Source organism: Chryseobacterium gallinarum, from assembly GCF_001021975.1.
Taxonomy (GTDB): domain Bacteria; phylum Bacteroidota; class Bacteroidia; order Flavobacteriales; family Weeksellaceae; genus Chryseobacterium; species Chryseobacterium gallinarum.
Genome location: NZ_CP009928.1, coordinates 4428725 through 4443486, shown reverse-complemented (window position 1 = coordinate 4443486; position 14762 = coordinate 4428725). Strand labels below are relative to the sequence as shown.

10 protein-coding genes and 1 tRNA gene are annotated in these 14762 nt (G+C 36.8%); 8 read left to right on the top strand and 3 right to left on the bottom strand.

What is annotated here, in order from left to right:
- Positions 1–77 precede the first annotated feature (77 nt).
- The 4 genes from OK18_RS19875 to OK18_RS19860 all read left to right on the top strand — a co-directional run bounded on the left by OK18_RS19875 (position 78) and on the right by OK18_RS19860 (position 3961).
- Positions 78–2099 (top strand): hypothetical protein, encoded by a 2022-nt coding sequence (locus OK18_RS19875; RefSeq protein ID WP_053329144.1) that lies wholly within the window; start codon positions 78–80, stop codon positions 2097–2099.
- A gap of 86 nt (positions 2100–2185) precedes the next feature.
- Positions 2186–2998 carry a hypothetical protein gene (locus OK18_RS19870; RefSeq protein ID WP_053329143.1) on the top strand — a complete coding sequence of 271 codons (813 nt, stop codon included), beginning with the start codon at positions 2186–2188 and terminating at the stop codon, positions 2996–2998.
- Entirely contained in the window at positions 2999–3451 is a 453-nt protein-coding gene (locus tag OK18_RS19865) for a lipocalin-like domain-containing protein (protein ID WP_050020402.1), read from the top strand.
- A 27-nt stretch (positions 3452–3478) separates the two neighbouring features.
- The gene (locus OK18_RS19860; protein WP_053329142.1) at positions 3479–3961 is read left to right on the top strand and encodes a hypothetical protein; all 483 of its coding nucleotides are present in this window, start codon (positions 3479–3481) and stop codon (positions 3959–3961) included.
- A 151-nt stretch (positions 3962–4112) separates the two neighbouring features.
- Here OK18_RS19860 and OK18_RS19855 read toward each other — a convergent pair whose 3' ends face one another.
- The 3 genes from OK18_RS19855 to OK18_RS21380 all read right to left on the bottom strand — a co-directional run bounded on the left by OK18_RS19855 (position 4113) and on the right by OK18_RS21380 (position 6678).
- Positions 4113–4457: a DUF962 domain-containing protein gene (locus OK18_RS19855; RefSeq protein ID WP_053329141.1), complete on the bottom strand. Its 345-nt coding sequence runs from the start codon at positions 4455–4457 to the stop codon at positions 4113–4115.
- Between the two features lie 152 nt (positions 4458–4609).
- The gene (locus tag OK18_RS19850; RefSeq protein ID WP_053329140.1) at positions 4610–6292 is read right to left on the bottom strand and encodes an APC family permease; all 1683 of its coding nucleotides are present in this window, start codon (positions 6290–6292) and stop codon (positions 4610–4612) included.
- 242 nt (positions 6293–6534) lie between these two features.
- The gene (locus OK18_RS21380) at positions 6535–6678 is read right to left on the bottom strand and encodes a hypothetical protein (RefSeq protein WP_156173341.1); all 144 of its coding nucleotides are present in this window, start codon (positions 6676–6678) and stop codon (positions 6535–6537) included.
- A 537-nt stretch (positions 6679–7215) separates the two neighbouring features.
- On the opposite strand from OK18_RS21380, the gene OK18_RS19840 reads away from it, so the two are divergent.
- From OK18_RS19840 to OK18_RS19825, 4 genes are all read left to right on the top strand, one after another.
- Positions 7216–10179, top strand: coding sequence for a tetratricopeptide repeat protein (locus tag OK18_RS19840; protein WP_053329138.1), 2964 nt, complete (start codon positions 7216–7218; stop codon positions 10177–10179).
- Between the two features lie 66 nt (positions 10180–10245).
- Positions 10246–12015, top strand: a complete 1770-nt coding sequence (locus OK18_RS19835) for a TonB-dependent receptor (protein ID WP_053329137.1) — start codon at positions 10246–10248, stop codon at positions 12013–12015.
- 66 nt (positions 12016–12081) lie between these two features.
- A tRNA-Arg gene (locus tag OK18_RS19830) sits at positions 12082–12153 on the top strand.
- A 407-nt stretch (positions 12154–12560) separates the two neighbouring features.
- Positions 12561–14759 (top strand): type VI secretion system Vgr family protein, encoded by a 2199-nt coding sequence (locus OK18_RS19825; protein ID WP_174441967.1) that lies wholly within the window; start codon positions 12561–12563, stop codon positions 14757–14759.
- Positions 14760–14762 lie beyond the last annotated feature (3 nt).

Sequence of the window (14762 nt, the reverse complement as noted above, 5' to 3'; positions counted from 1 at the left end):
CTTCTATTGTTTTTTACTTTTTTAATTATTTAATTTGAACTTTGTAACAATCATAACCAAAAACGTAATTCATAAATATGGATAATCAAATTCAAATTGAAAACTACAAGATTCAAAAACCTGAAGAGTGGGCTGGAAATATCGGGGACCAGGAAATTATAGAAAGAATCAAGGATTCCGAATTTGCCAGAAAACAGATTGATGAAGGAAGAGACTACTGTTACTTTTTAGATAAAAAATATTATACAAGCAATAAAGAAAACGGTGAATACGCCTGCATGGCTTATACACTGAATGAGCCGGGAAACCTGGAGAGGGCTTCCGTGTCTGATGTTGTAGTAGAAGAGAATGAAGTCTATCAGATTCATAGGATCAGTGTGTTAAGGGATGGAGTGCTGATTGATAAAATTCCGGATACAAAGATCAAAGTCCTGGATAGCGAAAATCAAAGCAGTGGAGGAGTATTGAGCAGCAATAAGAAAATCAATATTACCATTAAAGACCTCAGATTGTATGATGTACTGATTTTAGAAGATTCCAGGGTTAAAGTTTTTACCGATCGTGATTTCCTTAGAAAGGAATTTTCGAAATATGTCTGGGTGAGTCCGGATAATTACTGGGCATATGGCAGTTTTAGATTTACTTTTATTAATGAACGTGAACAGACCATTGCTTATAAAAAGACCTTTTTCAGAGATGAACAGGGAAATGTTCTGGAACCGGAAATCAATTATTTAAAGAAAGGAGACCGGTTTGTATTTGAAGAACAAAATTATATCAATCCGGTAGACGCGGGGCGTGAAATTTTCCCTTATATAGATTTTGCTACGGAAAGTACCTGGAAAGACCTTTCAAATTATATCGTTCCTATTTACGATGAAATTTTCAGCAAATCTTCTTTACAGGAATTTGCTCCCCATCTTGTTGAAAAATTAGATGCTATTGCAGATCAGGATGAAAAGCTTCAGTTTGCAATTGAATATGTGCAGAATCATATCTATTATATTTTCAATGCTGATGAAATGAACGGCCATAAGCCACAGGAACCTTCCATCACCTATGAAAACAAGCAGGGGGACTGCAAAGCTAAATCTGTATTATTGAAGGTTATTCTGGATTATATCGGTGTAGAAGCATCTGTGGTACTGGTTAACTTTCATACAGACTATTATATTAAATATTACCTTCCTTCATTATTAAGTTTTAATCATGTGGTGGTTAAAATAAATTATAAAGGAGAGGAATATTTTGTAGATGCTACTATCAGGGATGAGTTTGGTCTGATCGAAAACAGAGGTTTCATGTATTTTATGCATTACCTTGAAGTTAAAAAAGATCAGGAGCTACAGGTAAGAAAGGCTTTTAAGTTTCCTTACTATTGTGTGGATGAAAAAGTTGATTTTACCACCCAGGGAAATACCGGAAACCTGAAACTGGTCACTACCTATAAAGGAAACAGGGCCAATGCCATGAGAAGGTATTTTAAAAGTACCAATAAAAGAGAGATTATAGACAGCTGGAACAGTTTTCTCTTTTATAGCCTGAACTATTCCGGCGACAGGAACGGGACTGATGTAAGGAATATATTTAAAGATGCAGCCATTGATGTCATAAGTGATAACAAAAAATTAAATGAAGTAAAGATTCAATATACGGCTGTAGTGGAAAACCCCTATTATACAGATCCGCAGAAAAACCGTTTCCTGATGTATTTTGACAGAAACGTAGTGAAAGCCAGTGCAAGAGATTTTATGCATAAAGACCTTCCTTTCTGGCATAATTTCGACAGTGAAAAGTATGAAATCAACTTATATACGGATCAGAAAATTGATACTGAAGAAAAGTATACCGTTCAGGAAAGTACAATAAACAATCCTTATTTTGATTATAAAAGCCGTAAGAAAATTACAAAAAACGGAGCCAGCGTGTATATCGAGCACAATCCTTTAGTTAACCTGGAAATTCCACAGGATGAGTTTGAAAGATTCAGAACAGATCATCATACGGTAGCCGACAGCAATTTTGGCTTGGGAGTTGATGTCATAGAGCCTGGGCTGATGAACAGGCTTAAATTCAGCTTTAAGAAAAAATTTAAGTAACGGGATTAAGATTGTAAGAGGCCCCGGGCAGGGTGCGGCTTCGCCGCCCTGCCCGGGGCCAATATGATATCTAAAAGAAAGAATTAATGAAAAAATTGTTCATACTCACTTCTGCTGTTTTTATTACCGGAATTACGTCTGCTCAAAAAGCAGACAATGCATTGCAGGGTTACTTTGAAGAGCAGGGGGATGAGACTTTTTATAAAAGTTTTAATTTTGATGGAAATGGTAAAATAGCGGGTGGATTTAAAAGCAGCTATTACTTTACCAGAAATGATAGCCTGGTGATACTTCCGGATAAAGATGTATTCATTTTTAAAATCAAAAAAGATAAGTTAATTGGTATTTCCGATTGGGTTAAAAACGGTGTGTGGATCCGTAAAAAAGACAGTACTGAGATTAATAACAGAAAAAATCCTGAAGAGTCTCAGAAAAGAGCAGCTTTATTGGCAGCATATTATGATAAGACTAAAAATATGTCTGGGCTGGATGCCTTGTTTTCGAATGCAAACGACTTTACTAAGATCAGTGAAGACTTTTGCAATCAAGGGGTAGCTAAAGCTTGTCTCAATGCTTTCGGATTAAAGATGATGGAATATACTCCCGGCTTTTTTGATGATCTTGAAAAAATTAAAGATAAGAAACTGAAGCCTCATCCTGAGCTGATTGAGCTTTCTCAGAAAATAATCAACCTTGGGGAAACAGAAGGGTATAATGTTTTGGGAGCCTATTATCACCTTTTAGGACTTAGGGAAAAGGCTTTTGAGGTCTGGAAAGAAGGTGAAAAGCAAGGAGATCCGGCTTCTATGATCTCTATGGGACTTATTGAAGTCACGGAAGAGATGGAAAAGACGCCTGAAAGCCCGGATATAAAAAAGAAAATGAAAAAGAAAAAATAGATGAAGAAATTATTATTTTCTTCTGCCTTAGTTTTTGCCTCTTTTGTGAGTGCCCAGAAACTAAAGAAGGAAGACGTTACAGGGTTTTGGAAGCTGAAAGAATCAGGTTTTTATGAAAATAAGAAGAAAGTTATTAAAGACTTCGATAATTGTCGCCTGATGAGAAACTATGCAATACGGGAGGATGGTTTTGCCATTTACAATTATGTGGAAGGAAGTGTGGGAAATTGTTCTCCATCTGAACCGAGACTTTCATTCTGGCGGATTGCAGGTAACAGGATTCAGTTTTTTACGGATGATCAGAATATTCTTGAAGAGGTTGTGGTGACCTTGAATAAAGATAAAACGATGACATTTTCAGACTATATTCCGGAAAAGATCAAGATAGATGGGGATGCCCTGGCTGAAAAGGTAATGAATACTGTGCATTACAGTATTCTTGAAAAACAATAACAATCATACATCCAAATTTTTTGTCTCATGAATTATGTTACGATAGTTTATCTTATCAACTTATTTTTGTATTCCTTCTATTTCTTTGGGCGAATCGGCAGTGAAGGAGATACTTCAGGCCTGGATGTGGGTGTTTCAGGAGTCTTATCTCTTTTTCTGATGGGAGCCGGATATCTGAATGCAAAGAAGGGAATGGTTTACAGGTCCGTATTGTGGATGTTTTTTATTAATCTTTTGCTATTTGTCATGGCTGGTGTATTCGATCAGTTTGGAAAAGACTTTAATATTCTTTCAACGGGGGGAAGTGATAGCTTTTTATTTACTCTGGCATTAATTGCCTATAACGATTATCTCTTTCCTTTAACGGTATTGCTTGACGGATCAGGATTGGCAATTATAATTCCTGTGATGTTGTCTTTTATCCTGCCTTCTTTAGGGTATTTAATAGGAATAAAAAGGTATTCCGCAAAAGAAGATGCTGATAAAGTTGCTAATGAAGTTAAAAAGTAGACAGGTAAGGATTTTATTTTGGCCAATTGGTTGTCATATTATAATGATATGATTTCCATGAATATACTTAAAGAATCTGTGTATTCGAGGTAAAGCAGATATTCTACTGATATATTTTAACGTTTTACAGCCTGTTTAAAGCAGGGGAATACTAATGTTCTTCTGTTGTACGGCTGGAAGGTGTAGTTTCTCTGAATTTCTGTTTGCCCGTCAACAGTTCAAAGAAGAGCCTGAAATCCGAAACTAATGACCATAAAGGGTATTTAAAAGTGGCAGGCTTGTTTCTTTCTATAACGGCGTGACTGAACCATGCAAAACCATACCCGAAAATCGGGATGTACCATAAAAATCTTTCTTTTCCTGAGCTGATTACATAGCCTATTACTACAAATACAAGCAATGTGCCTATGAAATGAAAAATTCGTGTTCCTGTTTTACTGTGTTCGGTAAGGTAAAATTGATAAAATTCCCGGTATGTTTTTATTCTTTCAGACATGGCAAGTAGTTTATTGATTCTATTTATGTTATAGCAATAATTTTGCCGATTTTATAGGAACTAATAAAAAAGCGAAAAGGCAAAACAGCAAATCAGTCACATAAATAGATAGACCTTTTGTCATTTTGCCTTTCCGCAGTTTTACTTTGAGTTTAATTATTCCTTAATTCCTTTCCCAGCTTACTGTTCTTATATCCGTAACAAAAATAAATTACCATGCCTATCAGGAACCAGATTCCAAACCAGAACCAGTTTTCATGGCTCATTCCGGTAAGCAGATACAGGCATGAGCTTAAGCCCACCAGCGGAATCAACGAAAGGTTCCTGATGAAAGCTACCACACACATGACCAGGTTGATCAGAATAAAGAAGAAGATAGAAGCTCTGAATTCTCCTTCTTGCGGATCTGCCCAATCCATCAGATTTTGGAAAAAATCGGGCTGCAAATAATAGAATGCAACCAATCCCCCGATAAAAGCAACCGGGAAGATAATTTTACCATTCACGTAAGGAAGGTGAAATCTGCCTTTTATTTTCTCTTTTGCCGGAAGAAGCAGTACTCCGGCACAAACCAATACAAAGGCGAAAATAGTACCGATACTGGTGAAATCCAATATAAAGGTTTTATCCGTGAACAGAATAGGAATACCTACCACAATCCCCGTTACAATAGTTGCATAGGAAGGAGTTTTATATTTAGGATGTATTTTCTGGAATCTCTGAGGCATCAGCCCGTCACGGCTCATTGCGTACCAGATTCTTGGCTGGCCCATCTGGAATACCAGTAATACGGTAGTGATTGCTACAATAGCCACAAAAGATACAATAAGCTCCATCCAGGCAACATTGGCATTTGTTTTTTCAAATATAAATGAAAGAGGATCTCCCACACCATCAAATTTTTTGTAATCTACCATTCCTGTTAATACCAAGGTAAGGGCAATGTAGATCACGGTACATAAAACAAGAGAGATGATCATCCCTTTCGGAAGTGTCTTCTGAGGATCTTTTGTTTCTTCTGATAGTACACTTAAAGCATCGAATCCGATATAAGCAAAAAAGACACCCGATACGGCACTCATCACCCCTGCAAATCCATTGGGCATAAATGATGGTATTCCCGTAGCCGGACTTACCGGAGTCCAGTTATCCGTATTGATATACGCAAAACCAACCAGGATAACCAATATAATAACTCCTAGTTTCAGAAGAACCAGTGAGTTGTTGAAATTTTTACTTTCTTTCACTCCTACATAGCAGAGCCATGTAATTAACCCATTAATAACCAGGGCCGGAATATCTACAATGAATTTCAGATTTCCGATCAGGGGAGCATTTTTCCAGGCATTCAGCAGTTCTTTATTTTCTGAACCATTTTGAAACGCCTTTCTTGCTTCCGTATAGCTGCAGGTGAGGTAATCAGGAATATGCATGCCCAGACGGCTCAGGAAACTGGTGAAATAATCTGACCAGGAAAAAGCAACATAGATATTCCCGAAAGAATATTCCATAATCAAAGCCCAGCCGATCACCCAGGCAATTAACTCTCCAAAACTTGCATATGCATAAGTATATGCGGAGCCTGCTGTAGGAATTCTGCTGGCAAATTCAGCATAGCATAAAGCCGTGAAACCACAGGCAAAACCACAAATCAAATATAGAAGGATAACACCGGGGCCACCTCTAAAAACGGCTTCTCCCAAACTGCTGAAACTTCCAGCTCCGATAATGGCCGCAATACCAAAAAATACGATGTCCCACACCCCAAGAACCCTTAAAAGCCCTGTCGAAGTATCTGTATCTGAATAGATTTTTCTTCTAAAAAGTTGACTCATTCAATAACTATATTTGATTTGAAAAAAAGCAAATGTAATGATTTTTTATTTTGATGTTAACAGTTGTTAAGAACATTTAGGCAAAAAAAGCACAGCGGAATTCCTTGAATCTTTATCAACAGGTATTCCCACATAGCTGCTGTTGTACCATTTAATTTCCAAAGGGGCTCCGGAATCCTGTATGATTTCATCACTTACATCTTTACCGGTTCCGTAATTGATCTGCCAGTTGGGATTTTTATTTACACAACCAATAGCAGGAACTTACTTCCTTTTTCTATTTTTTTACTGATGTATACAGAATTTTTGATAGGTATCTGATACTCTTTACCGGGCTCCAGAAGCTGCCGCACTACATTGTCTTTTGCATAACTGGCCCTTGCCATATGGGTGGAGAGTAAAAAAGATTTGCCATCAGGCTGTATCTGGTATAAAAGGTATCTGTATCAAAATCTTTTTTATTAATGGAAACATTGAAAAAACGGATAAATTTCCACTTATGATCAGGTCTTTATCCAGTACCTCGCATTCAAAATATAATTTGCAGAGCCAGTTCAGGCATTTGATTTTCTAAAATAAGTGAGTCTTTTACGGCTGTTTTAGGGAAATAAAACTTTTGAGCCTGAAGAAGGTTGATAAAAATTAATGCTAAAAGTATCTTAAATTTCATGTCAGAGTGTATTTATGGTATGTTTTTAGCTGCTGTTGAAAAAGTATCAAATAGAAAAAAAATCAAACCTGATGCTTAAATTGTTTACGTTTTTTCAGACTAAAGTAAGAAATTTTATCATGAAGTTGTGAAATGATTTCATTTTTGTAAAATTGATACTTTAGAATTATTAAATCTGTTAAAACTTGCTTAAACAATAAGTTTTTAATATTTTCGTTAACTTATGTAGACTAATTTTCTTATATCGAGAAGAATGAAATCAAAAAAAATACTTTTAGCGGCTGCCGTGTTTTATTTCGGAATCTCCGAAGCTCAACAGTCCCAATATTTTACCCAGAAAGAAAATTATAGATTCAATCTAGCAGAAAATCTTTACCAGACCAAAATATACAACGCTTCCCAATACGAATATGCCAGGCAATATTTCTACAATCAGAATCTGACACGTTCCAAAAAGGAAGCGGCTCAGTTTTTTGACAATGTGATAGGAGTCATTCTTCAGAAAAATCATGCAGAGGAAGGATTGACTGCTTTCATGAAAGAATACCCGAATTCCGCTTATTTTGCCCAGGCCAATCTTCCTTTAGCGGATTATTACTTAGCTAAAAAAGACTTTGATAAAGCATTGGAAACTTTGAAAAAAGTAAACCAATATCAACTGTCAAAGGAAGAAAACACTCAATATATCCTTAAGCTGGGATATGCAAAATTTATGACCGGGGATTCTAAAGGAGCTATTGATGCACTGGAAGAAGCCTACAAGTCTGCTGATACCTCTCAGAAAGGAGATATTGCTTATATGCTGGGACACTTGTATTACAGCAACAGACAGAACGATAAGGCTTTCCAGTATTTTGATTCCATCAAAGACCAGGATAAATTCTCCAAACTGGTACGTCCTTACTATGTACAGATGTATTACAATGACAAGAATTATGATCAGGCAATTTCAGAAGGGAATGCTTTGCTGAATGAGAATATTTCAGATGCTTATAAAGCTGAGGTTCATAAGATCATAGGGGAGAGTTATTTCATGAAAAATGATTATACTTCTGCGTATCCGCATTTAAAAGACTATCTGAATGTACAGCAGAACCCTTCTGAAAATGATTTATATGAGATGGGATTTGTGGCCGCTCAATTGAAAAAATATGACGAAGCGGTTTCTTACTATAACCAGCTTGTCAACAGCAATTCAGCGTTGGCTCAGAATGCCTATTATCAGCTGGGAAATGCTTATCTCGCTGTAGATAAAAAACAGGAAGCGCTTTCTGCCTTCCGTTCTTCTTACCAGATGGACTATGATGCCAAGGTGAAAAAACTGGCTCATGAACAGTATGCAAAGCTGAGCTATGATATCGGGAACCCATTTGAAAATCCTTCTGCGGTTATCCAGAGCTATATTAATGACAACCAGAATGCAGCCAATGCCTCAGAAATGAGATCATTATTGGTAAAGTCTTATTTGTATTCAGGGAACTATAAAGAAACTCTAAACGCGATAGACAGGCTGCAAAGCTCTACGCCGGAAATCAATAAAGTAGATCAGGAGGTATCTTATTTGCTGGGAACGGAAGAATTCAACAAAGGAAATTATGATGAAGCTGAGAAATATTTCTTAAGAAGTCTTGGTTTTAATATTAATAAAGAATTTAATAGCAGGGCTTTATACTGGCTGGCCCAGGTCTATTACCAAAAAGGAAACTATCCGTCAGCCATTGTTCGTTACGAAAAGCTCCTGGGGGAAAGTTTTCCTGAAAAGCAGCAATTGCCTTATGATTTAGGGTATGCTTATTTTAAATCTAAAAAATTCGATCAGGCTGCTACCTATTTCAAACAATATCTGACAAACCCGAAGCCTGAATTTAAAAATGATGCGGAGCTGCGTCTTGCAGATATTCACTATGCCAATAATGACCTGAACGAAGCGATTGCCATTTATGATAAAAATGATGATGCTACAGATTATACCCTGTACCAGAAAGCAATGGCTTTAGGTTTCAAAGGAGATACGCAGGCTAAGATCAACAACTTAAAAAATCTTTTATCAAAATATCCGGATTCTGAATATTACGATGATGCGCAATATGAAATAGGAACAGCATATGCTGCTCAGGATGATTTTGCAAATTCCAATGATTATTTCGGAAAAGTAATTAAAGGCTCTTCTGATAAGGATCTGATCGCTAATGCTTCTATCTACAGAGCTCAGAATTATATAGACCAGAATCAGAACGATAAAGCACTTTCTGAACTGAAATCCCTGGGCGAGCAGTATAAAAATACCGCTTATGCACAAAAAATCGTTCAGGCTGCCAAGCCTCTTTTCACCAAAAACGGGGACGTGTCAGGATATGAAAATTTTGCAAGAAATATCGGTGTGAACGTAGATGCTTCGGAAATTGATGAGATCAACTTATCTACCGGAAAACAGTATTTCTCTAAGAAAGATTATAAAAATGCAATTTCCTATTATGAGAAGTATCTGACTCAAAATCCTACAGGAGAAGGTCTGTATCAGGCTAAATATGAGCTGGGAGAGAGCTATTACCAGACCAATAATCCTACCAAAGCTCTCCTTGTTTTACAGGAGGTAGCTGCTGTTCAGAATGATTATCAGGACGATGCCCAGACCCGTTTAGCCCAGATTTTTATTGCACAGGGAAATACAGCTGAAGCCAAAAAGTATCTTGAGGGAATTAAAAACTCTTCTGATATCAGTATTAAAAACTATGCAAATGTAGAACTGATGAAACTGTATGCTGAGGAGAAAAATTTTTCAGAAGCCGAAAAACTGGCCAATGCAGTGATTGCCAATTCCAAGAATTCAGCAGCAGTAATGGAAACAGCAAAAGTAATCAAGGCAAGAAGCCTGATGAATTCCGGAAAAGATAAGGATGCACAATCTGCCTATGCTTCTCTTGAAAAATCATCCAACACTTCAGTGGCTGCAGAAGCTTTATATGCGAAAGCTTACTATCAAAACAAAGGGAAAGCCTTTAAGTCTTCCAATGAAACGATCTTTAAGCTTGCCAACAATTATGCATCAGAAGAATACTGGGGAGCAAAAGCCCTGGTACTGATGGCGAAAAATTATGTAGGATTAAAAGATACCTATCAGGCAAGCTATACATGTGACCAGATTATTGCGAACTATAAAGACTTCCCAGAGATTGTTGCCGAAGCAAAAGAAGTAAAAAAGCAGATTAAAAAGTAAAAATGAGTATCATGTTCAGTAAATCATTAATAGATTTTATCTGAATACATAAATACAATAATAGTAATGAACAGAAAAATTCAATTATTATCCATATTATTTTTAGGAGTTTCGCAGTTTGCGTTTTCCCAGATCAAGGAGGAGAAACTGGTTCTTAATAAGAAAAGAGAACCGGAAGTGAAGAAGATCGAAAAAAAGAAGACTTCTGTAGAAACCATCAAAAATTATCCGCCGGAAGAGAAATCCCAGAATCCTGTAAAATATACCATTACGGATGTTCCAGCGGTTTCAGACTTCAAAACCTCAACGATTCAGGGAGAAGATGTCGCTCCAAAATTCGATGGGACGGCCCAGAATAATTATTTCCAGTTTGGGATGGGGAATTATGGGAAAATCTTGGCAGATGGAAATATTTCCAAAACCTTGGAAAATAAGTTTGAAGTAGGAGCGGATGTGCATGTTCTTTCTACAAATGGTCTCAAAAAGGACTACGACTGGAAATCCGGACAGACTTCTGCAACAATTGGTGCTTTCCTTAACTCCTATGGGGAGAAAGGAAAATTCAATATCAATGCGGAATATGGTTTAGACAGCTATAATTATTACGGGATCTATGCACTTCAGCCTGCCGGAGATGTCGACCTGAAGCAGAAAGTGAATCAGTTTAAAGTAAACGGATATTATGATTTCTATTCTAACGAAATTTTAAATGATGTAAGAGTGAAATCTTCCTTCCTGAAAGATCATTTTGATGCTCAGGAAAACCAGGTCTCCATTCTTGCAAATTTATCCAAACATGCTGTAGAATTAGGAAAATCCGGTATTAATCTGAATGCGGATTTAGGCGTAGGATTGGAAGCGGTAAAAACAGATTTTGCAATCAGAGATAAAAACTCAGCCAATTTTTTCAATACGAATTTAGCTCCGAAAGTGACTTTCAAAAAAGGAGATTCCTATTTGATGATTGGTTCTTCATTTTCATTCCTGAATGCTAAGAATTCAAATGACCTGATGGCTGAAAGGATGAAAAACAACAAAACGTATTGGTTCCCCCAGGCTGAATTCCAGTTTGCTGCCGCTAAAGAGTTTAAATTCTATGGAGGAGTAGACGGAGGTCTGAAGCTGAATACCTATGGAGACCTTTTACAGGCGAATCCATTTAGCCTTTCTGATCAGTATCTAAAGCCTACAGAAACTAAATACCATTTTTATGTAGGTTTGAGAGGGGATATTGATGAAATGTTCAAGTATGATTTTTCTGCAGGTTTTGGAAAGATGAAAGATATCATGTTCTTTAAAGCGAATGACCTTTTCGATAATGCATACACACTGAACCGTTCTGCATATAATTTTGCAAACACTTTCTCAGCGATATATGATGATGGAAATGTAAGCGATATCAAAGGAAGCCTTCAGTATTTCCCATTGGAAAACCTTGTTGTGGATGGAGAATTAAGGTTTACCAAGTACAATCTTAAGAACTATGACAATATTTATAATGTTCCATTGTTCAATGCAAGCATCGGAGCAAAATATACCATGCTTGACAAGAAATTGCTACTTGGCTTCAAAGGAATCTTTGCAAGTGACAGAACCACAAACTCTTATGCGATAGAAGGAGTAGGCGCACCCAATATGATTTTCCAGTCTACGGAGAACACTAATGATAAAGTTGGGGGGTATGCTGATTTAAATCTTTCCGCAGAGTATAAAATTCACAAAAATTTCAGTATTTTTGCACTCGGAAATAATCTTCTAAGCTCAAAATACCAGACGTACAAAGGATACAAAGTCCTGGGTGCCCAGATTCTGGGAGGAGTGAAGATTACTTTCTAATATCAATAAGCAATGGATACAGGCATTTTGAACTGCCATTACTTATTATTCATAATTCATGAATATGGCTGCATAGTTTAATGGATAGAACTTCGGATTTCGGCTCCGACAGTGAGGGTTCGAATCCTTCTGCGGTCACAAATCGCCCCTTTTTAGGGGCTTTTTTGTTTCTTATCCACATGAAGTACTCTATTTGCAACCTGTTAAAACATAGGAAGATTTGAATAAGTTGGGAATCATGTGTAAAAGTTGAGGAATTAGGCTATTTATCTTTGTGTTTTAAATGTAATGCAAAAATTTTTTGTATTTCATATTATACTGTAAGAGTGTAAAGAGGGAATCAATTTCACAGCTTATTCACCGACTTGTCTCTTTCTGCTACCTGCCTGACTGGTCCATTCAATCAGTTTTATTTTCTTAAGAAACTCAGACGAAAAAGAATCGTAGTTCTACTACAATTTTTTAATTTGAGTAATAAAAATCTTTTTTGGTATTATTTTTTATCTAACTTTAGTGATATACTATTAGAAAAACACACAAATCAGATGAAAAAAAACACATCAAATTCAGATAAGATATCAGAAAATCATATAGCAGGCATTAACCGTGTGGTAAAGCTTGATATTGTGATTGATGGAAAATCTATCAGCCATTTTAAGCAATTCCGCCTACAGCAAAGCACAAGAACCCATCATATTTTTGAACTTATCTTAGCACATGATTCTTTAAATGAAGCGCAAAACCATAACTTAGAACAGGCCAAACAGTTTTTGGGGAAAAGATTAACTGTAACTTTCAAGTATAAAGATTCTGAAAATGAAAGTCCGGAACGGACATTTGTAGGAGTTGTTATGAAGGTAGCATTCAGTCAGGAAAAGATGAGTCTGGGAAATATTGTCTTGAAAGGAAATAGCCCAACAATCCTGATGGATTCTGCACCTCATACTCAAAGTTTTGGAGGTAGCCAGCCAGTCAATACATCTATTATTGCTGACAGGATCATTAAAGAGTCTTTGGGTACTAATAATTTCGATTTCAGAATAGACACCCAAAATAAAGGATACATTAATTATAGCTCACAGTATTGCGAAACCCATTATAACTACCTTGCCAGAATTGCAGAGGCTTATGGAGAACAATTCTATTATGATGGAGAGGTACTTCACTTGGGAAAGTTACCATCTCATAAAAAGTCCATAAAGCTTATTGAGGGTAGTAATGTCAGTGATGTACAAATAGAGCTAAATGCCATACATACAAAACCTGAATATTTTGGTTATAATAGTAGTAACCATGCAAAGATGATCGGAGTTGATAATAAGATCAAACATCTTGGTGAACTATCATCGGAAGCTTACGAACTTAACAACAATATATTTAAAACCCGCTCACTGACTCCTGCTCCTATAAATCCCAATATGTTCCTTGATATAGATGATTCTCAGAAAAGTGCAAGAGGGAGTAAAGCAGTGGACGTTTTTACAGTCTCAGGAAAGACAACAGTACCGTTTCTGTATACAGGTTGTGTTGCGGATTTAGCCATGAGAAAACCAGATAGCAACCAAACTTCACATTTTACCACTTTGATGATGACTGAAGTAAATCATGAAGTTGATGCAAGAGGATATTATACAGGCAATTTTGAAGCGATAGCAGAAGGAACTGGTTTTATGCCTAAGCTTGATTTTGTAATGCCAAAAGCCGAGCCTCAACTTGCCAATGTTGATCCTTTAAATCAAGGAAGAGTACAGATGAGATTCGACTGGCAGTTAAATGATACAACCCATTTTATCAGAATGATGAGTCCTGATGCTGGTGGAACAGGGGCAGTTACCCAAAACAGAGGGTTTGTAGCAATCCCTGAAGTTGGAGACCAAGTGATGATAGGATTCGAATATCATAATCCTGATTTCCCTTTTGCAATGGGAGGAATGTTTCATGGAAAAGTAGGTTTGGGTGGAGGTATAGACAATCATTTAAAATCTATACAAACAAAAAGCGGAATCAAGGTTTTAATGAATGATACAGAAAGAAGTGTAACGATTGAAGACCCGAGCGGAAACATTTATTTTATGGACGGACAGGGAAATATTAATGTTACTGCTCCAAATAAAATAATCATGAATGCTACTGATATCCAAATGAATGCTTACAATAATTTGGAAATGAATGTTTCTAATAATGTAATCATTAATGCAATGTCTAAGTTCTTTGTCTTTACCCCGTTTATGAAGCAAGTTGTAAGTGGTTTTATGAGTTTCTTTAGTGGCAAAGCGTTGTTCAGTAGTCAAAACACATTAGATATCGAAGCCAAAGAAGCTAAATTACACGGTACAGAAAAAAACCTTGTGCATTCAGATAAACAAGCTGTTATTAATAGCAAGGGAACTGCGGAAATGTATGGCGAAAGCGGAAACCAGCTTGGGAACACCGCTAAACAAGCAACAACTGTCCCACCTGAACAAATTGCAATTGCAATGGTATACTTCAGACCTAATACTGCTTGGAATGGAGAATTTGGGTTTGATTGGATAAGGGAAAAAGACAATGGGCTTGCTCCTACCAACGACCCTGCATATGCAGATATTATAGAAGGAGGATACAAAGATGGAGTAACAGACCTGACAGGGGGAAGCAACAGGTACAGCCTACACACAGCTAAAGACTCAATATTCAATTATTCCGATTTCAAGAAAACCATTACCTGCTGGTACTCCTGCTCCTGCAACAACACCATCAATTGAATA